This window comes from Clostridium sp. Marseille-Q5894 (assembly GCF_946902305.1).
Lineage (GTDB): Bacteria > Bacillota_I > Bacilli_A > Erysipelotrichales > Coprobacillaceae > Thomasclavelia.
The window spans coordinates 53,081-74,986 of the sequence record NZ_CAMPPT010000001.1 but is presented as its reverse complement, the minus strand read 5'-3'; the positions used below and the strand labels follow the sequence as shown (position 1 = coordinate 74,986).

19 protein-coding genes, 1 pseudogene and 1 other annotated feature are annotated in these 21,906 nt (G+C 27.5%); of the genes and pseudogenes, 15 read left to right on the top strand and 5 right to left on the bottom strand.

Going from position 1 to position 21,906, the window contains the following annotated elements; genetic code table 11:
* Window positions 1–105: 105 nt before the first annotated feature.
* Window positions 106–302: a binding site (T-box leader), on the top strand.
* An 18-nt stretch (window positions 303–320) separates the two neighbouring features.
* Window positions 321–2,261: pseudogene (metG, locus tag OC535_RS00310) on the top strand (methionine--tRNA ligase); the annotation flags it as partial.
* Between the two features lie 417 nt (window positions 2,262–2,678).
* On the opposite strand, the gene OC535_RS00305 reads toward metG, so the two are convergent.
* On the bottom strand, window positions 2,679–3,284 hold the full coding sequence (locus OC535_RS00305) for an ECF transporter S component (protein WP_498823074.1): 606 nt from the start codon (window positions 3,282–3,284) through the stop codon (window positions 2,679–2,681).
* 203 nt (window positions 3,285–3,487) lie between these two features.
* On the opposite strand from OC535_RS00305, the gene OC535_RS00300 reads away from it, so the two are divergent.
* Together OC535_RS00300 and OC535_RS00295 are read left to right on the top strand one after the other, a co-directional pair.
* Window positions 3,488–4,129, top strand: a complete 642-nt coding sequence (locus OC535_RS00300) for a YggS family pyridoxal phosphate-dependent enzyme (RefSeq protein WP_024722440.1) — start codon at window positions 3,488–3,490, stop codon at window positions 4,127–4,129.
* Window positions 4,130–4,484: 355 nt separating this feature from the next.
* Complete coding sequence (locus tag OC535_RS00295) at window positions 4,485–5,231, top strand: sporulation initiation factor Spo0A C-terminal domain-containing protein (RefSeq protein WP_227052986.1); 747 nt, start codon at window positions 4,485–4,487, stop codon at window positions 5,229–5,231.
* A gap of 144 nt (window positions 5,232–5,375) precedes the next feature.
* Here OC535_RS00295 and spo0A read toward each other — a convergent pair whose 3' ends face one another.
* The gene (gene spo0A, locus OC535_RS00290) at window positions 5,376–6,191 is read right to left on the bottom strand and encodes a sporulation transcription factor Spo0A (RefSeq protein WP_498822881.1); all 816 of its coding nucleotides are present in this window, start codon (window positions 6,189–6,191) and stop codon (window positions 5,376–5,378) included.
* 501 nt (window positions 6,192–6,692) lie between these two features.
* On the opposite strand from spo0A, the gene OC535_RS00285 reads away from it, so the two are divergent.
* The 3 genes from OC535_RS00285 (at window position 6,693) to OC535_RS00275 (ending at window position 11,439) form a co-directional block, all read left to right on the top strand.
* A complete protein-coding gene (locus tag OC535_RS00285; protein WP_024722443.1) occupies window positions 6,693–8,189 on the top strand; it encodes an LCP family protein in 1,497 nt (498 codons plus the stop codon).
* 98 nt (window positions 8,190–8,287) lie between these two features.
* Window positions 8,288–9,793, top strand: a complete 1,506-nt coding sequence (locus tag OC535_RS00280; RefSeq protein ID WP_227052983.1) for an LCP family protein — start codon at window positions 8,288–8,290, stop codon at window positions 9,791–9,793.
* 143 nt (window positions 9,794–9,936) lie between these two features.
* On the top strand, window positions 9,937–11,439 hold the full coding sequence (locus OC535_RS00275; RefSeq protein ID WP_498822880.1) for a L,D-transpeptidase: 1,503 nt from the start codon (window positions 9,937–9,939) through the stop codon (window positions 11,437–11,439).
* A gap of 24 nt (window positions 11,440–11,463) precedes the next feature.
* Here the strand turns inward: OC535_RS00275 and OC535_RS00270 are convergent, their stop codons facing one another.
* The gene (locus tag OC535_RS00270) at window positions 11,464–12,318 is read right to left on the bottom strand and encodes a YitT family protein (protein WP_498822879.1); all 855 of its coding nucleotides are present in this window, start codon (window positions 12,316–12,318) and stop codon (window positions 11,464–11,466) included.
* A 155-nt stretch (window positions 12,319–12,473) separates the two neighbouring features.
* Between OC535_RS00270 and rfbA the strand changes: the two genes are divergently transcribed.
* From rfbA to rfbB, 3 genes are read left to right on the top strand one after another with little or no spacing between them, the layout of a single operon-like run.
* Window positions 12,474–13,355, top strand: a complete 882-nt coding sequence (rfbA, locus tag OC535_RS00265) for a glucose-1-phosphate thymidylyltransferase RfbA (RefSeq protein ID WP_498822878.1) — start codon at window positions 12,474–12,476, stop codon at window positions 13,353–13,355.
* A gap of 12 nt (window positions 13,356–13,367) precedes the next feature.
* A complete protein-coding gene (gene rfbC, locus OC535_RS00260) occupies window positions 13,368–13,940 on the top strand; it encodes a dTDP-4-dehydrorhamnose 3,5-epimerase (RefSeq protein WP_024722447.1) in 573 nt (190 codons plus the stop codon).
* A 4-nt stretch (window positions 13,941–13,944) separates the two neighbouring features.
* Complete coding sequence (gene rfbB, locus OC535_RS00255; RefSeq protein WP_024722448.1) at window positions 13,945–14,970, top strand: dTDP-glucose 4,6-dehydratase; 1,026 nt, start codon at window positions 13,945–13,947, stop codon at window positions 14,968–14,970.
* A gap of 44 nt (window positions 14,971–15,014) precedes the next feature.
* Here rfbB and OC535_RS00250 read toward each other — a convergent pair whose 3' ends face one another.
* Window positions 15,015–16,178: a MerR family transcriptional regulator gene (locus tag OC535_RS00250; RefSeq protein ID WP_498822877.1), complete on the bottom strand. Its 1,164-nt coding sequence runs from the start codon at window positions 16,176–16,178 to the stop codon at window positions 15,015–15,017.
* Window positions 16,179–16,302: 124 nt separating this feature from the next.
* Here OC535_RS00250 and OC535_RS00245 point away from each other — a divergent pair, with 124 nt between their 5' ends.
* Both OC535_RS00245 and OC535_RS00240 read left to right on the top strand, forming a co-directional pair.
* Window positions 16,303–17,124, top strand: a complete 822-nt coding sequence (locus tag OC535_RS00245; protein WP_024722449.1) for a YhjD/YihY/BrkB family envelope integrity protein — start codon at window positions 16,303–16,305, stop codon at window positions 17,122–17,124.
* 30 nt (window positions 17,125–17,154) lie between these two features.
* Window positions 17,155–19,206: a L,D-transpeptidase family protein gene (locus tag OC535_RS00240; RefSeq protein ID WP_498822876.1), complete on the top strand. Its 2,052-nt coding sequence runs from the start codon at window positions 17,155–17,157 to the stop codon at window positions 19,204–19,206.
* A gap of 48 nt (window positions 19,207–19,254) precedes the next feature.
* Here OC535_RS00240 and OC535_RS00235 read toward each other — a convergent pair whose 3' ends face one another.
* Complete coding sequence (locus OC535_RS00235; RefSeq protein WP_227052978.1) at window positions 19,255–19,881, bottom strand: LexA family protein; 627 nt, start codon at window positions 19,879–19,881, stop codon at window positions 19,255–19,257.
* 152 nt (window positions 19,882–20,033) lie between these two features.
* Between OC535_RS00235 and OC535_RS00230 the strand changes: the two genes are divergently transcribed.
* The 4 genes from OC535_RS00230 (at window position 20,034) to OC535_RS00215 (ending at window position 21,890) form a co-directional block, all read left to right on the top strand.
* Window positions 20,034–20,297 carry a hypothetical protein gene (locus tag OC535_RS00230; RefSeq protein WP_498822875.1) on the top strand — a complete coding sequence of 88 codons (264 nt, stop codon included), beginning with the start codon at window positions 20,034–20,036 and terminating at the stop codon, window positions 20,295–20,297.
* Between the two features lie 108 nt (window positions 20,298–20,405).
* On the top strand, window positions 20,406–20,717 hold the full coding sequence (locus tag OC535_RS00225; protein ID WP_498822874.1) for a hypothetical protein: 312 nt from the start codon (window positions 20,406–20,408) through the stop codon (window positions 20,715–20,717).
* 277 nt (window positions 20,718–20,994) lie between these two features.
* Window positions 20,995–21,402: a chloramphenicol resistance protein gene (locus OC535_RS00220; protein WP_498822873.1), complete on the top strand. Its 408-nt coding sequence runs from the start codon at window positions 20,995–20,997 to the stop codon at window positions 21,400–21,402.
* Between the two features lie 2 nt (window positions 21,403–21,404).
* Window positions 21,405–21,890, top strand: a complete 486-nt coding sequence (locus OC535_RS00215) for a hypothetical protein (RefSeq protein ID WP_024722456.1) — start codon at window positions 21,405–21,407, stop codon at window positions 21,888–21,890.
* Window positions 21,891–21,906 lie beyond the last annotated feature (16 nt).

The following is a 21,906-nucleotide window of genomic DNA, read 5'->3' as shown; positions in this document are numbered from 1 at the left end:
AAATATAGTGTTTGAATAATTAATATAAAATAGTAAATAATAAGATTATTATCCTAATTAAATTTGATTTGACTTTAGAAGGATTGTTTGTTAAAGTTAATAGTGGAAAAAGCAAAGAAGGGAAAATGTTAAAGTAACACTTATAGAGACTTAGTGGGTGGTGGAAACTAAGAGTTTAGCTTTATGTGATGGGCCCGGAGCTGTTATCTTGAATAGTTAAAGATAACCGTGTAACTTGCGTTAAAAGTATTGAGTGACACATATGTGTAAAAAAGGTGGTACCGCGATAATTCGTCCTTTTGTAAGGACTTTTTTTATTTGAAAGGAGATTATTGATTATGAAAAATGAAAAAGATTATTACTTAACTACTGCTATAACATATACATCTGGTAAGCCTCATATCGGAAATACATATGAAATAATTTTAGCTGATGCAATAGCTAGATTTAAACGTCAAGAAGGATATAACGTCTATTTTCAAACTGGTACAGACGAACATGGAGAAAAAATTGAATTAAAAGCAAAAGAAGCAGGTATAGATCCAAAGCAGTTTGTTGATGAAAAAGCAGCAGAAGTAAAAAGAATTTGGGATTTAATGGACACAACTTATGATCGCTTTATGAGAACAACAGATGAGTATCATAAACAGCAAGTTCAAAAAATATTTAAAAAATTGTATGATAAAGGTGATATATATTTAGGATATTATGAAGGTAAATATTGTACTGCATGCGAGTCTTTTTTCACAGAATCACAGCTTGTAGATGGTAACTGCCCAGATTGTGGTGGAAAAGTTAACGAAGCAAAAGAAGAGGCATATTTCTTTAAATTATCTAAATATTCAGAACGTTTAATAAATCATATTGAAACACATCCTGAGTTTATTCAACCTGTATCTCGAAAAAACGAAATGATGAATAATTTTTTAAAACCAGGATTACAAGATCTTTGTGTATCTAGAACATCATTTAGCTGGTCAATTCCCGTCGATTTTGATCCTAAGCATGTTGTTTATGTATGGATAGATGCATTGACTAACTATATTACAGGGTTAGGCTATGATGTGGATGGAAATCATGGAGAATTATATAATAAATTTTGGCCTGCTGACTTACATTTAATTGGTAAAGATATTGTACGTTTTCATACAATTTACTGGCCTATAATGCTGATGGCACTAGATATACCTTTACCTAAACAGGTATTTGGACATCCATGGTTATTACAAGGTGAAAGTAAAATGTCTAAGTCAAAAGGTAATGTTATTTATGCTGATGATTTAGTAGATATTTTTGGTGTAGATGCTGTAAGATATTATGTTTTACGAGAAATACCATTTGATAATGATGGAAGCATAACTTGGGATTTATTGATTGAAAGAATTAATTCAGATCTAGCAAATATATTAGGTAATTTAGTAAACAGAACAATTGCAATGTCTAATAAATATTTTAGTGGTGTTGTTAGTAATCCTGGTGTTAAAGAAGAAATAGATGAAGAACTAATCACAGTTGCTTTAGAAATGCCTAAAAAAGTAATTGAAAAAATGGATAATTTTAAATCATCTGATGCATTAGATGCAATTTTCACATTACTTCGAAGAACTAATAAATATATTGATGAAACAATGCCATGGGCACTTGCTAAAGAGGAAAGTAAGAGAGATCGTTTGGCGACAGTGCTTTATAACTTAATTGAAAGTATTCGTTTTAGTGCTGTAGCTTTAATTCCATTTATGCCTTCAACAGCAAATAAAATTCTTGATCAAATAAATACAGATCAAAGAAGTTTATTAGACTTAAATAAATTTGGTTTATATCAAGAAGGGACTAAAGTAATTGAAAAACCAGAAATGCTATTTGCACGTTTAGACCCAAAAGAAATAGAAAAGAAAATAGCTGCATTACAGCCAGAAAAAAAAGAAAAGAAAAAAGATGTTAATTTTATAACAATAGATGATTTTAAAAAGGTTGAATTAACTGTCGGTACTGTCATTGAGTCGAAAAAACATCCTGAAGCAGATAAATTATTGGTTTCTAAAATAGATATTGGAAATGAAGTACGTCAAATTGTAAGTGGAATTGCTGAGTATTATTCACCAAATGAATTTGTAGGGAAAAAAGTTATTGTAGTATCAAATTTAAAACCTGCAAAAATTAGAGGAATTGAATCACAAGGAATGATTTTAGCCGGTGATAAAAAAGGTTTATTAGAAGTAATAAGTGTTAAGAATTTACCGAATGGAACAAAAATACATTAAAGACAAATAAATCGTTAATTAATATAAAGAACAGATATATATGTAACTGTTCTTTTATTGTGAAATAAAATACCACATGCATGCATGTGGCAACAATAAAGCTTTAGAATCAAAAAAGATCGTTTTCATACTATAATAATTATAATCTAGCAGCTACAAAAATAGTAAAAAGATATAAAAAGCTTATCATATAGCGATAATATTAAAATATAAAAAATGATGACATAAAATAAAATTATTTTAATAAAAGAATATTTAAATTAGTTAATGAAAGATAAAATAAATGATGAATATAGAAAAATTTTAATAATTTATTAATAGATAAAAAAGTTATAAAGACCCTTAAAGGGTCTTTATATTTATTTCATTAATCAAATGTTTAGTGCAATATCCTATTTATTAGAAAAAATTATAATATTATTCTTTGTATTTAGGTGCTAATTTTTTAAGAATATTACTTTTTATTAATCTTGGTCTAATAATTATATAGATTATAGAAGATAGAATAACAGTAATAATTGCATTTACTGAAGTTGTAATAGCATTCCAGCTAGCTAATGTGGCAGCAGCTGTCTCTGGAGCACCTAAAATTACAGAATTATAGAAATATCCAAATAATGGTTCACCAATTACATTGAAGAACATACCTGCAATAGCAGAAACTATTACATAAATAAGTAATTTAGATTTACTTTTACAGTTATTAATTTTAAAAATACGATGTGCGACTATTCCCGCAATAATTCCAATCAACATTTTTAAAATTATCGTTTTGGGTGCATAAGTAATATATATAGGATCAAGAAGATCACCAATTCCCATTCCAATGGCTCCAGCTAATCCTCCAGGAACTCCTCCTAATAAAAGAGCTGCAAGAATACAAAAAGTATTTCCTAAATGAAAAGATGTAGTTCCTCCTGGAGTAGTAATTTTAATTTGAAGAAAAGTAAAAGATACATATGCTAATGCAGCCATTAAACCCACAGTAGCAATTTTTAAAGTTTTATAATTCATATTTAAAATCCCCCTTACATTGAACATATTAACATTATACTGTATATTTTTAAATATACAGATTAAACAAAAATAAAAAGGACAGATAGGATTTGTGTTTTTATATTATTATAATAATATAAAAGTATAAATAAAATAAAAAATTACTGTAATAAATGGATAATTAATGATAATATATAAATTAATAAATTAAGATATAAGGAGATGCTAAAATGCATGTAAATGAGCAAGCAGTAAAAGAAGTATTAGATAAATTAAATGGAGCAAAATTAGTTGCTGCAACAAAGTATGTCGGTATAGAAGAAATTAATAAGTTAGAACAATTAGGTGTTAAATATTTTGGAGAAAATAGGGTACAAGCATTTTTAGAAAAGTATGAAAATTATCATGGAAAATGTGAATTTCATATGATAGGTACATTACAACCAAATAAAGTTAAGTACATTATTGATAAGGTTACTATGATTCACTCAGTAGATAGCTATTCTTTAATCAAAGAAATCGAAAAACAGGCAAAAAAACATGATTTAGTTATGAATATTTTGATACAAGTTAATATAGCTAAAGAAGAAAGTAAACACGGATTTGAAATTGAAGAAATTGATGAGGTATTTGATATATTAAATAATTATCCACATATAAATGTTAAAGGATTGATGATGATGGCACCTAATATTGAACCAGAACAAACTAGGGTGTATTTTGAAAAGATGCAAAATTTGTTAATTGAATTAAAAAATAAATATAAAAATTACTCTTTGACAGAGTTATCAATGGGAATGTCTAATGATTATCAAATAGCATTAGAATATGGTGCTACAATGATAAGAATAGGTAGTGCATTATTCAAATAAACGACCAATGTGGTCTATAAAAAAATGGCTAATAAAAGTATTGATTTTGTAGTAAAAATAAGATATTTTAGTTTATGGGGTAAAGTAAATAAGGATGTATTTATAGTTTTTATATATTAAAAGTATTTTCGAGTTTTATTTATCGGTAATTTTATTTAAAGCAATAAATTTATAGATAAACTGTTGTTTTATATAAGAAAAGCAGTTTTTAAAATTATATATTTGAAATATTAAAATTTGGATATATTAAAAATTAATAGAGCTTGAATAGAAAATATGATTTTATATTAAAATACTATAAAGCAGGATAAAGTTAATGGGGAGGAGAAGTGTAATCAACACTTAGTTATTAAAAATGAACGAGAAAGCACATATCGTAATTTTAGAAGAAGATCATTTATTGAAAGATAGTTTGATTAATAAAATTAATAATAAAGGAAATTATGAGGTAATAGCTGCATTTGAAAATGGGATACAATGTTTAAAATATTTGTCAGAGCATGAAGTTGATATTTTTATAATTGATTTAATGTTAACAAATATTGATGGTGTTGGTATTATTAATCAGCTAAGAAAAGATAATCCTAAAGGATTTAAAAAATTAATCTGTATTAGTGATTTTAATTCAGTAGTATTTGAGATGATAGATGAGTTATCAATTGATTATTGTCTAAGAAAACCATTTAATCTAGATTACTTTATAGAAATATTAAATCGTATTACTAAAGATAATTTTGCAGATGATAAAGAACATCGTAATGTAATAATAAAGAGTGAAATTACTAGAATTTTTGACGATATAGGAGTACCACGCCATTTAAAAGGATACAATTATTTAGTAACGGGTATTAGTAGTGTTTGTAATAATATTAATTTATTAGGTGAAATAACAAAAGAGTTGTATCCTAGTATTGCGAGGAATCACGCAACTACTGCTTCGAGAGTAGAACAAGCTATACGTCATGTCATTAAAGTAACTTGGTCAAATGGGAATCAAGAAGAGTTACAAAATATTTTTGGTTTTAGAGCTAAAGAAAAATTATGTAATTCAGAGTTTATTTCTAAAATCGCAGATTTAATAATATCAAAGTATAATTACTAATTTTTATAAAAGTATCAAATTTAGCAGTTTTATACTAATTAAGGTAAAACTGTTTTTTTATTATTCAAATAAAGATAAAAAAAGAATTAATTTTATTGATAGGTTCAATAATTTTAATTCTTCTATTTATATTAAATTTAGATATTATAAGTAACTATGGCGACTAGCCGCCTTAGTTTGATGCTCTAAACGCAGCTTATCTGCAATCATAGCAATAAATTCAGAATTAGTAGGTTTAGATTTAGTAGCGCTAACTGTATAGCCAAAGATATCATCAATTGCATCAGTATTACCACGATTCCAAGCAACTTCAATAGCGTGACGAATAGCTCTTTCGACTCTAGAAGCAGTTGTACTATATTGACGAGCTATATCAGGATAAAGTACTTTAGTAACTTGGCCTAATAATTCAATATTATAGTAAGTTGATAAGATAGCTGTTCTCAAATACATATAACCTTTAATATGTGCAGGTATACCAACTTCATGTAATATTTCTGTAATTTCATTTTCTAGTTTGATTTTTTTATATTTTTCGGACTCATCTTGAGTCATGTCTTTAATATCTTCTAAAGTAATTTTCATTATTGAAGATAATGTTGTTGTAAAATAAGTGATATCGAATGGTTGCTTAAAACAGTAACTAACATTTAATTTTTCTAAAGTTTCACAAATTAGTGGGTTAGTAAAACTAGTAATACATACCACTTTATTATATGCACGACTATTGATCTCTTTTAATTTATTTAAGACACCAATTCCATCAATATTAGTAAGCATTAAATCAATAATTAATAAATCGCAGCTATTTGTTGATAAATAATTTAAACAACTAGTAGCATTATCACTAGTACCAATAACTGTAAAGTTAGTTGTTTTAATCAAGCTATCTTTGATGCTGTTTAATAGATCTTTATTTTCTTCTAAAATATAAACTGTGTATTTTTTTACGTCTGTCATCTTTGTATTCCCCTTTCGTTTTAGTGACAAAATTTATTATATTTATACAGTAACAAAGATAAAAGGCTTTATTTATAGAAAATCTGAGATTTAGAAAACTAGTGAACTTAATTTTTAATATATGTAAACTTTTCGTGTTTATTCGTGAAAAATTCACGAATCTTTAAAGATATTCACGATAGTTGTCGAATCTATAAATTTTATAAAAAAACTGTATAATAATAAATCTAAAAATAATATTTTATAAAATCCTTTAATATTTAGATGCCACTAAGTAAGAATGTCTATATAAGGATAAAAAATATAATTAACAAATTAATATTTTTCAATAGATATTATAACCTAAATAGTTTAAAATTGTGCAATATAATTTCATTATCAAGTATTTTTGAATATAATTCTTACAAAAATCTTAAAATTTATTATAAATTCAACATAAATTTGTATTATAAAAAATAATATGGTATTATTTGAAAATAGAAGGGAAATAGAGGAGGAAATATGAAAGAAAATAAGTTTATAAAATTTATTACTTCTAAATATTTGATTTTAACAGTACAATTAATTGCAACTGCGATATTTATATATTTTATATTTAAATTAGATTTAGTTCCGATAAAATATTTAGCTCCTGTTACAATTGTGCCATGTTTGCTGATTATAATTTTCTTTTTTATTATGAGAAGCGGTCAAAAAAGACAAAAACAAGGATTACATAGTAAAAGATCGATCATAACAAAAATTATCAGTTTGATTATGAGTATTATATTAATGATAGGTACAGCTTATGCAATTAGGAGTAATAATTTTTTAGATAATGTATCTGATGCTAAAACACAAAAATATTTAATTTCCGTAATTACAATGAAAAATAATGAAGCCAATAAATTAAGTGATTTAGATGGAAAAAATTTTGGGGTTTCATATCAGAATGATTCAACTACGATAGCTAAAGCTATATCAGATATGGAAGATGAAATAGGAGAACAAGAATTAACTAAATATGATGATTATTCAAGTCTTGCAGATGCATTATATAATGATAAAGTAGATGCAATAATTGTTGGGCAAGAGTATAAATCAATGTTAGAAGCTAATCATGAAAGTTTTGATGATGATACAAAGATTATAAAATCTTATGAATATGATGCTAAACTAAGTGTTACAACAAAAAAGACAGATGTAACAGAAAAACCATTTACAGTGTATGTAACAGGTATCGATACATATGGAAGTGTTAATACAGTAGCTCGAAGTGATGTCAATTTAATAGTAACTGTTAATCCAAAAACAAAACAGATTTTAATGACAAGTATTCCTCGTGATTGTGAAATTGAATTAAATAAAAATGGAGAAATGGATAAATTAACACATACAGGAATTTATGGTACAAGTGAAACAATTAGCACTATTGAAGATTTTTTAGATGTACAAATAAATTATTTTGCAAGAACTAATTTTAGTGGAATGACAAATATTGTTGATGCTTTAGGGGGAATCACAGTAGATTCTGATTATAAATTTAAAACATTGCATGGTAACTATCAGATTGAAAAAGGAATAAATGAAATGGACGGTGACAAAGCATTATGCTTTGTAAGAGAAAGATATTCATTACCAAATGGTGATTTTGACCGTGGTAGAAATCAACAAAAAGTATTAAAAGCAATGCTTGATAAAGCTATGTCACCTAAAATTATTACCAATTTTAATAACATTTTAAGTGCAATCGAAGGAAGTTTTGAAACTGATATGTCAAGTAAAGAAATTAAATCTTTACTTAATATGCAGTTAAATGATATGGCTGACTGGTCAGTATATAATGTCCAAGTTCAAGGTCAGGGATATAAAACTACTAAGACGTTTTCAATGTGGGGAACAGAAGTTTATGTTATGAAACCAGATACGAAACAGGTTAAAAAGATCAAAAAACTTATTGATACTGTAGAGCAAGGTGGCGAAATCAATGAGGATGATATAGAAGGATTAGGAAACTAAAAGAGCTTCTTTATGAAGCTCTTTCTATATAAGCTAAATTTCTCTTTGATATGACATACTAGTGTGTTAAGATAGGAGTGTTTATGGGGTGAAAAATTGTGAGAAAAAAAAAGAAAAAGAGTTTATTTTCTAAACTTACTTCCAAAGGAATAATATTAACTTTACAGTTAATTACATCAATAGTATTTCTAAGATATGTGTATGTACTCAAAATGCTGCCATCTAAGTATTATTTTATAATTGTGATAGTGTTATTTTTGTTACTTTTAATAGAGATGATTTGGATAACCTCTGGTGCTAGAAAAAAACGTCGTACAGGAGCACGTTCAAGAATATTCTTTAGTAAATTAACAAGTATTTTATTGTCAGCATTGTTTATTGTAGGTAGTGTTTATGCATCAATTGGAGATAATTTTATAAGCAATATTACAAGTGCATTTATGCAAACTCGGGTTATTGCTATATATGCAATGAAAGATAGTAATATAAAAAATGTTGAAGATCTAAAAGGGAAGACTTTTGGAATTGAGAATGAAAAGAGTATTTCTGAAATAACTGATGCACTTGCTCAAATTCAAGATAAAATTGATGAGACACCAGAAAAAAAGAATTATGATGATTATGCAGAACTGGCTGATGCATTATATGATGAAAAAGTTGATTGTATTATTGCTGATCAATCGTATTTAGGTGTATTAGAGACAAATCATGAAAGTTTTAGTGATGAAACACGAGTAATTTATAAAATGGAAGTACAAGAAAAAATTGAAGCTGTTACCACAAAGACAGATGTAACAGAAAATCCATTTATTATATATTTAACAGGAATTGATACATACGGATCAGTATCGACTATTTCAAGGGCAGATGTTAATTTAGTTGTTTGTGTTAATCCAATTGAAAAACAGGTCTTGTTAGTTAGTGTTCCAAGAGATACTCAAGTTAATTTAAATAGAAATGGAAAAATGGATAAAATAACTCATTCAGCAATGTATGGAATTAATGAAACAATTTTAACGTTAGAAGATTTCTTGGATTTAAAAGTAAATTATTATGCTAAAACAAATTTTAGCGGAATAACTAATATTATTGATGCTTTAGGTGGAGTTGAAGTCGAATCACCATATAAATTTACTACTTTACATGGCAATTATGAGATAAAAAAAGGAGTAAATGAAATGGATGGTGATAAGGCATTATGTTTTGTAAGAGAACGTTATGCTTTACCAGGTGGCGATTTTGATCGTGGAAAAAATCAACAAAGATTATTGATGGCAATGCTAAAAAAAGCTATGTCGCCGAAGATTATTACTAATTATAATAATATTTTAGCAGCTGTTGAAGGAAGTTTTGAAACAGATATGACAAGTGATGATATTAAATCTTTAGTAAATATGCAATTAGATGATATGGCTGACTGGGATATTTTTAATGTTCAAGTAACAGGAGAAGGTAAAATATCGTATGATACGTATTCTCAAAAGGGAAAGAAAACATATATTACTGTTCCTGATAAGAAAGTTTTAAATAAAATAATAAAGGTAATTGATAAGATTGAAGCTGGAGAAAAATTAACAGAAAGTGATGTTAAAGGTTTAAATTAAATTATATGTAATTAAAGAAAGATATAGTTTTTTGTTTTAAAGAAGTGAATTAATTGATTCGATTATTTTTTGTGATATAATGTCATAAAATAAAGATTAATAAAATTAAAATGATTTAAAGAGGAGTATGTTATTCAAATATCATGAAAAGAAAGAGAAGAAGAGTAAGAAAAAGAATAAAGGTAATTGGAGCTATTTTATTAGGATATGTATTGTTGTATTTTGGGACATCAATATATTATCAAAATAAATGGTATCCAAATACAACGATAAATAGTATCGATGTTTCTAATATGACTTATGAGGAATCAAAAGAGATATTTGAAAAAGCTATCAAAAACTATTCTTTAGAGATTATTGGTAAAGAAGGGGTGTCATTTAAAATTAAAGGTACTGATATTGATTTGTCAGTAACTTATGATGAAAATCTTGAAAAGGATTTTACTGATCATAAAGATAGTAGGGGTATTTTTGGTATATTTTCAAATCATGATCATGATATTGATTTGAAAGTATCATATGATAAGTCTAAATTAGAGCAAATAATTAATGAGTCTGTATTGGTTGCTGGAAATGAGACATATCAGATTAAAGCATCAGTAAAACCACATGTTGAATATGATGAAGAAACGAAGAGTGGAAAGATAATTGAAGGAATAGATGGAAATGAATTAAATTTAGAAAATTTTAATTCTTTGATAAAAAAATCAATCAACAAAATTAGTCCTAAAATTGATTTAAATGATGAAAAAAGTTACCCTGATATTTATATAACAGCTTCAAACAGTATTGATGAAAAGGATTTAAAAAAACAGCTTGAAACATATAACAATTATTTATTAAATTGGATTACTTGGGATATGGGTGAAGGTGTAAAAGAAACAATAACACCAGATGATATAAAAGATTGGATTACGATCAATGACGATGGTAAAGTCAATTTTGATAAAGATGCTATGAGTGAATGGATCGAAGCATTTTGCTTAAAATATAAAACAGTTGGAAAAAAACGTAATTTTACGACTCATTCAGGGCAAGTTATTGAATTATCTGGTGGTGATTATGGCTGGCGATTAGATTATGATAAAATTGTTGACCAAGCTTATGAAGAAATTACTAAAGAAACAGATAGTAAATTAATAGATGCCTATATAAAAAATAATAGTAAAGAAAACAAAAAAGCCTTAACAACTGAATTAGAACCAATTTATAGCAATAAAGGTTATAAAAAAGATTACGAAAATTTTGAAAATGATTGGGATACACAAAACTATAGTGAGATTGATTTAACTGAGCAAAAAGTTTATGTGTATAGAGATGGCCAGCTTGTTCATTCATGTATATGTGTAACAGGGAAACCACCAACAGAGGATCGAATCACGCGTACTGGTATTTGGTATATTAAAGAGAAAATGCCAGAAAAATTATTAGTTGGAGAAGATTATCAAACTCCTTCAAAATTCTGGGTTCGTATCATGTGGACAGGAACGGGATATCATTATCTTGAAAGAAGTGACTGGGCCAACTGGTCACCAACCCTATATTTAACGAAAGGATCTCATGGATGTATAAATCTTCAATATGAAGATGCACAAAAAGTCTATGAGTTAGTTAGAAGTGGTGACCCAGTATTTATCCACTATTAAAAAAATAAAACCTAAGTATGGGTTTTATTTTTTTTCGTATTTTTTTTCAGTTGTAAAACCTTTACCTCTAACTTCATTAACTTTATTGATAATCATAAAAGCATCTGGATCAATATCATAAACATAATTATTTAAATGTGTTAATTCACGATTACTTACAACAGTTAAAACAATTGGATATTTGTTATGTTTATAGCCCGTTTCTCCGTGAATCAAAGTTGAACCACGATCTAATTTATTGATTATCATTTCATTTATTTCAGAAAATTTAGAACTTATGATTTTTATTTGCATTTGAGCTTTACCAATAACAAGAACTTTATCTAAGACAATTGTATAGATAAGAACTAATAAAATTCCATAAAAAACCATTTCACGATCACGAATGATCATTTGACTTAATAGAATTAAAAAATCAAAACTATACATACTAATAGATATAGGAATACCTAATTTTTTATTTAATATCAATGGCGGAATATCCATTCCTCCAGTACTAGCACCACAACGTATAACGATACCAATTGCCAATCCAATCATCAGCCCAGCTAAAATTACACATAATAAAGTATCATTACTCATCATTTCATTTTTAAAAATATTTTCTAGTATACCTAAAATAAATGGGTAATAAAATGAACTAATCAAAGTAGTTAAAGCAAATTTTTTTCCTAATATTTTCCATCCTAATAAAAACATACTAATATTAAATACAGAAACAAAAATAGTGATAGGAATATTGAAGGTTGAATTCAAAAAAATAGCCATTCCAGTCGTTCCACCTGTAATTAAATCATTTGGCAGGATAAACATTGTTACTCCTAAGGCATAAATAGTATTGCCAATTAAAATTCCAATAATATTTTTTATATTTTTCATATAGTCACTCTTTCTTTGTTTTATACCTTTAAATATTTTATCCTATAAATGTTTATGATTCAATACAATTGGTAATATAAAAAATATTAATATTTTACTTGACCATAACGTAACGTAAGGGTTTAATATTAATATGAAAATAAGGAGGCTTAAAAATGAAAGGCATTGTATTAGCTGGAGGATCTGGAACAAGACTATATCCTCTTACACAAGTAACAAGTAAACAATTATTACCTATTTATGACAAACCAATGATTTATTATCCTTTAAGTATATTAATGGAAGCAGGAATTAAAGAAATTTTAATTATTTCAACTCCTGATGATACGCCAAGATTTGAAGAATTATTAGGTGATGGTAGTCAGTTTGGAATTTCACTTCAATATAAAGTTCAACCTTCTCCTGATGGTTTAGCACAAGCATTTATTATTGGTGAAGAATTTATTGATGGTGAAGCATGTGCCATGGTATTAGGTGATAATATTTTCCATGGTCATGGTTTAGGAAAACGCTTAAGAGCTGCAGCTAATAAATATAGTGGCGCAACTGTATTTGGATATTATGTAGATGATCCAGAAAGATTTGGTGTCGTTGAGTTTGATGAAAATGGAAAAGCAGTTTCTTTAGAAGAAAAACCAGCTAATCCTAAATCAAATTATGCTGTAACTGGTTTATATTTTTATGATAAAAATGTTGTTGAGTATGCAAAAAGTATTAAACCAAGTGCTCGTGGTGAATTAGAAATCACAGATTTAAATAAAATTTATTTAGATAATGGAACTTTAGATGTAACATTATTAGGGCAAGGTTTTACATGGTTAGATACTGGAACACATGAAAGCTTAGTTGATGCAACTAATTTTGTTAAAACTGTAGAAACTCATCAAAATCGTAAAATTGCATGTTTAGAAGAAATAGCTTATAATAATGGCTGGATTTCTAAAGACCAATTAAATACAGCTTATGAGTTATATAAGAAAAATCAATATGGTAAATATTTAAAAGATGTATTAGATGGTAAGTTTATAGATCAATAAGGAGTAATGATAATGAAAAAAATTGAAACTAAAATACCTGGTGTAATTATTATTGAGACTGATGTATTTGGTGATCATCGTGGATACTTTACAGAAACTTATTCTAAACCAAAATATCAACAATTAGGAATTGATGTTGATTTTGTCCAAGATAATATGTCTTTTAGTGCTCAAAAAGGTACTTTAAGAGGTTTACATTGGCAAAATCCCCCTTATGCTCAATCAAAATTGGTTTCTTGTACTAAGGGAAAAGTTATTGATGTTGCGGTAGATATTCGTAAAGGTAGTCCAACTTATGGAAAATGGGTATCTGTAGAATTAAGCGAAGAGAATCATCGACAATTTTTTATTCCCCAAGGATTTGCACATGGATTCTTGACTTTAACAGAAAACGTTGAATTTAGATATAAAGTAGATAATGTTTATAATAAAGAATCAGAGGGTGGAATGCGTTATGATGACCCTACAGCCAATGTTAATTGGGGAGAATTATTAAATGGAATTGAACCAGTTTTGAGTGAAAAAGATATGACTGGTCCGACACTAGAAGAATCAAATAATCAATTTGTATACAAAGGAGAATAATTAAATGAAAATATTAGTAACAGGTGGAGCAGGATTTATTGGTGGAAACTTTGTTCATTATATGGTTGAAAATCATCCTGAAGATATGATCGTCAATTTAGATTTATTAACATATGCTGGAAACTTGGAAACTTGTAAACCAGTTGAAGGGAAACCAAATTATAAATTTGTAAAAGGTGATATTGCAGATCGTGAATTTATCTTCAAATTATTTGCAGATGAAAAATTTGATATTGTTGTTAATTTTGCAGCAGAATCTCATGTAGATAGAAGTATCACTGATCCTGAAATCTTTGTTAAAACAAATGTTATGGGGACAACTACTTTATTAGATGCAGCTAAAGAATTTGGTGTAAAAAGATATCATCAAGTATCTACTGATGAAGTATATGGAGATTTACCTTTAGATCGACCAGATTTATTCTTTACAGAAACAACACCACTACATACATCTAGTCCATATAGTTCTTCAAAAGCTTCTGCAGATTTATTTGTTTTAGCATATCATCGTACTTATGGTTTACCAGTGACTATTTCTAGATGTTCTAATAACTATGGTCCTTATCATTTCCCAGAAAAGCTTATTCCATTAATGATTTCAAGAGCTTTAGCTGACGAAGAATTACCAGTATATGGTAAAGGTGATAATGTGCGTGACTGGTTACATGTATATGATCATTGTGTAGCAATTGATTTAATTATTAGAAATGGTCGTGTTGGCGAAGTGTACAATGTTGGTGGCCATAATGAAAGAACAAATTTAGAAGTCGTTAAAACAATTTTAAAAGCTTTAGATAAACCAGAAACATTAATTAAATTTGTTGAAGATCGTAAAGGTCATGATCGTAGATATGCTATTGATCCAACTAAATTAGAAACAGAGCTTGGATGGAAGCCTAAATATAATTTTGATACTGGAATTCAACAAACTATCCAATGGTATTTAGATAATAAAGAATGGTGGCAAAATATTCTTTCTGGTGAATATCAAAATTATTTTGAAAAAATGTATGCTGGAAAAGTAAAATAATTAAATAAGACAAAAATAAAACTAGAAGTAATAATTTCTAGTTTTTATTTTGTGCAAATAAATAATCCAGAATCTTTAGTAATCCTAATGCCATTTGTTTTCTTTATTAAATCTTCTATATAAATTTTAAATTCTTTTAAACGATTACCAAGAAATTCATTTTGATTACCATGACAACTAAGAATATAATCTATTAAAGGCTGGGCTTCAGTGATAAATAAATAATCGTTATATTTTTTTAATTCTATAAAACTAAAATATTTAGATAATATTTTTTGTCCATTTTCTAACCCAAAGCGCTCCGGTAAAGAATCAGCAGATAAACATATTCGATTATCAAAGTTTTTAACAATAAAACTAATTTCCTGCATATGTTTTTTACTATAAGTACTACAATAAAAAGTACCTGTCTTTTTTAAAACCCTTGTTACTTCATTTAAACTTTGTTTAAGATCTTTTAAATAAAATAATGTATGATTAGCAATGATCGTATCAAAATAGTTGTTCTTAAAAGGAATATTATGACAATCAACAACTAGATAATTGTAATCATTTCCAAGACGTTGTTTAGCTTCTTCGATCATTCCTGCTGAATTATCGGATAAAAAGATTTCTCGATTACGCAAATTATAAGTATTATAATCCCATAGTTTTCCATTACCACATCCAATTTCTAATAAGCGGTAAACAGTTGAAAAATCAATTTGTTCAAATAGCCAGGGAAACCAGCCTTGTTTATTAATTGAAAATTGATCATGTAGTTTGATTCTAGTTTCAAGATTTTTAGCATTAATATAATGATTGATGATATTTTGATTAATTGAGGACAATTTAATTAATTCAATAATTTTATCCCATGCAATATTATTTTTATTTAGCAATTTTTCAGTTGTTTTTAATGATTCTTTCAAATTAGAAAGTTTTTGTATTTTTTGATCAATGAGAGTAGTTTGTAATTGAATTGATTTTTTAAAACTATCTTTATCATCATCTTGTATTAAAGGATAGATTTCTTCTAAAGAAAAGCCTAATTCTTTTAATGAAAGTATTTTTTGAAGTGTAATAAGGTCATTATTACAATAACGCCGATAACCATTTTCAAGGATCATCGTTGGTTTTAATAAGCCAATTTTGTCATAATATCTAATTGTTCTTATGGTGACACCAGCTATTTTAGCAAATTCACCTGTTGAGTATAATTTTTCCATGTTCATATTATAAAATATTTACATGAAAAAAGATAGTTATTACCCAGGAAATTTAATTTTGAGTATTTGCATTTTATTATTTCTAAGATATACTTTAATTAAAGGTTATCAGGGAGAATATTTTATGAAAGAGCTAATAATAAAAATTTATAATAAAATAAATAATCGCATTTTAGATTATCGCTATAAAGTAAATAAAAATGCGGGAATATGCTTTGCATATTATTTAATAATGTCTATTATTCCAATTTGTTCTTTATGTGCTTTTCTGGCATCGATACTAAACATTGATTTAACAGCATTTGAAAAAATGTTGGAAAATTATTTAACGCCAGAGTTTTCAGACATAATAATATCATCTTTAAAATCAAATAATATTACTTTTTCATCGATGATCGTGCTTTGCATCTCATTATTTGTAGTTAGTAGAGGAATCAATCAACTTTATGGAATTTCAAAAAATTTATTTCCGTCAGACCATCAAAGAAATTTTATAGTTGAACAAGTTATTATGTTGTTAAAAACAATCGCAGTATTTGTCTTATTATTATTAATTATTTCTTTGTTGACATTTATACCAGTAATCAACTCATTTGTTGATTTGAGTAAAATTTTTATTTTTGAAGATTTGTATTTATTTTTTATGTTTTTTATTATTTTGTTCTTGTTGTATAAAATTATTCCTGATGTCCGTGTCCATATTTTGGATGTTATTGAAGGAGCTGCGTGTGCAAGTTTGTTATTATTGATTCTTTTATCAGGATTAGAATTTTACTTTAGTATAGCTGATTATACAAATGTGTATGGGCCACTAGCTTCAATAGTTGTTATTATGATTTCTTTTACATTAATTGCAGAAATGATATATATTGGAATGTATGTAATGTTTGAAGCACATATGAAAAGGTTAATAGATCAGATTAAAAGAGAAAATAATTTATCTTAGATTATAATTTATATAGGGGAGAGAGTTAAAATGAAAATTATAAAAAAATTCATTGGGATAATATTAATAGCAGGTTTAGTAATCAATAATTATAATTTATCAGTATATGCAATTAAAGATGGAGATAAATTATCGATAGTATATCAAACTCATGTTCAAAATCTTGGTTGGCAAAATAGTAAAAAAGATGGAGAATTATCAGGTACAACGAATCAATCAAAGAGATTAGAAGCAATTAGAATAAATATTATTAATGATACAGAATACACAGGAAGTGTACAATATCGTAGTCATATTCAGGATATCGGCTGGCAGAGCTGGCAAAGTAATGGAGCAATCTCAGGAACAAGTGGACAATCAAAAAGATTAGAAGCTATTGAAATAAAGTTAATTGGTCAAATGGCTAATTACTATGATATATATTATCGAGTACATGCCCAGGAATTTGGCTGGTTAGATTGGGCCAAAAATGGTGAATCAGCAGGAACAGCAGGATATAGTTATCGTCTAGAAGCGATCCAGATTGTACTGGTAGAAAAAGGAGGAAAAGCACCAGGAGCCACAACAAGACCATTTGTACAGCACTATGTAAGTTATAGTACACATGTACAGGATATCGGCTGGCAAGAAGCAAAATATGATGGAGAAGTTTCAGGAACAAGCGGGCAGTCAAAAAGAATAGAAGGAATAACAATAGCGTTAGAAAATCCTAATTATTCAGGATTGATTCAATATCGAAGTCATGTACAAGATCTTGGCTGGCAGAGCTGGCAAAGTAATGGAGCAATCTCAGGAACAAGTGGACAATCAAAAAGATTAGAAGCTATTGAAATAAAGTTAATTGGTCAAATGGCTAATTACTATGATATTTATTATCGCGTACATGCTCAGGAATTCGGTTGGTTAGATTGGGCTAAAAATGGAGAATCAGCAGGGACAGCAGGATATAGTTATCGTCTAGAAGCAATCCAGGTTGTACTGGTAGAAAAAGGTGGAGAAGCACCAGGAGCCACAACAAGACCATTTGTACAGCATTATGTAAGTTATAGCACACATGTACAAGATATCGGCTGGCAAACAAAAGTATTTGATGGAGCAATCTCAGGAACTAGTGGAAAAGCCAAACAGTTAGAAGCGATAAAGATAACGTTAGAGAATCCTAAATATCAAGGGAATATTCAATATCGATCACATATAGAAGATTACGGCTGGGAAAGTAATTGGAAAGCAAATGGTGAGATATCAGGGACAATTGGAAAGGCAAAACAGCTAGAAGCAATCCAGATAAGATTGACTGGCGAAATGGCAAATCAATACGATATTTATTATCGAGTACATGCCCAAGAATTTGGCTGGTTAGGCTGGGCTAAAAATGGAGAATCAGCAGGGACTGAAGGATATAATTACCGTTTAGAAGCAGTTGAAGTAAAATTAATAGAGAAGGGTGAAGAAACTCCTGACGATACTAAAGAAAGTTTTTATAAATATAATTCATGGGTTGCAAATTTAAAGGCATCTCAAACTAGTTCACAATTAATAATTGTATCAGTATTTAATGGCAGCTATGCGACAGTTTCAATGCATAGTAAAGATGCGGATGGATATTGGATGGATAATTATTCAGTACTTGGTCGTGTAGGAAAAAATGGTATTAACAAATTAGCGGAAGGTGATGGAAAAACTCCTACAGGAATTTTTTCTCTTCATACGCCATTTGGAATAAAAGGGGATCCTGGATGTCCACTAGGTTATATACAAGTGAACAATAATCATTATTGGGGTGGTGGTGATCCTGAATATTACAATAAATTGGTAGATGCTTCTACTATTAGTAACTATAATCCTGCAGGATCTGAGCATATTATTGATTATGGTAATGTTTATAATTATTGCCTTGCGGTTGGTTATAATATGGAGCAGATTGTCGGAAAGGGATCAGCAATATTTTTACATTGTAGTGGAAAAGGTGCTACTGGAGGATGTATATCGATTCCTGAAGACAAAATGATTTATACTTTAAGAAATTTGAGACAAGATACTAAAATTATTATTGATTATGATTTTAATATAAGTAAATATTAAAAATAAAAAGATGATTTAATTCTATTTAAATAGTTTTAATCATCTTTTTTATTGGCGATTATTTATTACAAGAGCAAGTTTACCAATAATTTTAAAACCAGTATGTTTTGAAGTGATAATAATAGGCTGAAAATCATTATTTGCAGGTAGTAACATAATTATAGATGTAACAGGATCTCGTTTAAATATTTTACAAGTAGCTTCATTTTCATCAATACAAAAACATCCAATATCTCCATTATTAATGATATTAGTATGTTCAAAAATAATCAAATCCCCGTCATTAATATTTTCTTCAATCATCGAATTACCCATAGCATAATTGGCAAAATACTTTTTATGAGGTTGTAACATTTTTTTTGGTATAGAAATATAATCAATGATATTATCTTCAGTAAAATAGCCATCACCACAGCATAAGGGCGGATAAACAGGTATTTTTTCAAATTCATGCTCAACTGGTTTAAGGTTTTCTTCCCAGCCTAATAAGTAAGCAGGATCAGTATGTAAAATTTTTGCTGCTAAGGAAATTTTAGATTGTGGAAGATCACTTCTTCCAATTTCTATTTTATTAATAGATGAGCGAGATGAATAACCTAATTTATGTGCTAATTCATCTTGGGTCATTTTATGTTTTTCGCGTAATTGTTTGATTCTATTTCCCATATGTGACATATATTTTCACTTCCTTTTATTATTATAATAACATTATGTTTCTTTTTTTTCAACAAAACAATATAAATATTTTAATGTGTTGACAATTTTTCTATAAAATCTTAATATAGATATGTAGATAATTTTTCTACTAAGAAAAAGGGAGGGAAAAAATGACAAATACCGATAAATTAATGAATTATATTGTTCGAAGTAATTATACTTTGAATACTATTGCAAAAATATTACAGATTTCTAAAACATGTTTAATTAGTAAAATAAATGGTGAAAAAGAATTCAAAGCAGAAGAAATAATAGAAATTGCAAAAATATTAGAAATGAATAAAGCAGAAATGTTATATATTTTTTTGATTGGAAGTAGACAATTTATCTACAAAGAAAGAGGTAATGGGATGAAGGAAAGTAAATATGAATAAAAAAACTGGAAGCGATGGAAACATACTCTTTATTTATTAAAGAAAACAAGAGAAGAATTAAATGATAAAAAAATAATTATTGACGATGAACATCAAGAAATAAATAAAATGATGCAAGATATTGTTAGTAAAATAGAGCATTATGATCTTATTATTTATAATTACGAATTTTTTATCAAAAGACTTGAAGAAGCGATCAATAAAATACTTACTAATGAAGAAAAAACATGTGTATTAATATATGCCAATGAACCTGATAATGCAGCAAAAAGAGAATATACAGCTTTGGAAAAAGGAATTTCAAGAACTGTATATTATAAAACATTAAGTAATGCTTGCAACAAATTAGATAAAGTATTAGCACCTTTTAATGACCAGGATCTTAATAATTATATATGTAAAAAATCTATAGAACTTTAATTGGGATTTATTTGGGACTAAATTATTTACATTTGCTGTTATTATATGGGTGTAGTAAGAAATTACTACAAAAAAATATGCATATTAATAAAGTCTTAGCTAAGCTATAAGGAATTAAATAAGTGTAATTTAAATTAATAAAATACACAAAAAGTATTGATAATCTATCAAAATAGCAAATTGAAAATATCATAGTTTTGCATCAGATAGATATTATTAATTTGAATAAAAAATAGATAAAAAGCAGAATCTATTTTTAGTAAAAAGGAGTATTAAAATGAGTATAACAAAAGCGATAAGAGACTATTTACTAACATGTCCTTATTTAAATCAAAAAAAAATTAATATTGATTATCTTGGAAGTGATGCAGATGAATATTCAATTGAAAAAATTTCATGTGAGCCGGTTATCAAACAGTATATTGATGGTTCTACAATTAGACAATATCAATTTGCTTTAACTTCAATTAAATTTTATGACAGTAATTATAGTATAAATATGGAAAATAATGATTTCTATGAATTATTTGAACAATGGATAAAAAAACAAAACGATGCAAATAATTTTCCTGATATTGAAGGTGTATATGCAATTGAGGTTATTCAAGATAGTAGTTTAGAAACAAAAGAAACTGATACAGCAAAATATCAAATACAATTAAGAGTTTTATATAGGAGGAATTAAAAATGGCAGGAGAACAAACTTTAGTAACAAGAAATAAAAAAGTAGCTTTTTATAAAGTAGGAGATAAATTTTTAAGAATGACAGGATTTACATCAATGGCAAAGAGTGCAAATCCTAAAGAATACTCACGTCAATATGTTGATGAAACTGGTGAAATTACAGATGTAACAGGGTATAGTCCATCAATTGAATACACTTTTGATCAATATACTAATAATGAGGTGCATCAGGATATTGCAGAAATTACTGAAGATGAAAAATTAGGTAATGATGCTGTACGTGAAATTGTTATCGTTGATATGACAGCACCAGTTGGACAAAATAGTAATGAATTTGAAGCAAGAAAACGCTTGTTTGCTGTAGTCCCAGGTACTGATGGTGATAATGCTGATACATATTCTTATACAGGTACGTTAAAATCTAAATCTGGAAGTATTAAAGGTGTAGCAACATTAGATGAAGCTGGAACATCATTAACATTTAAATAAAATTTAGGAGGAGTCT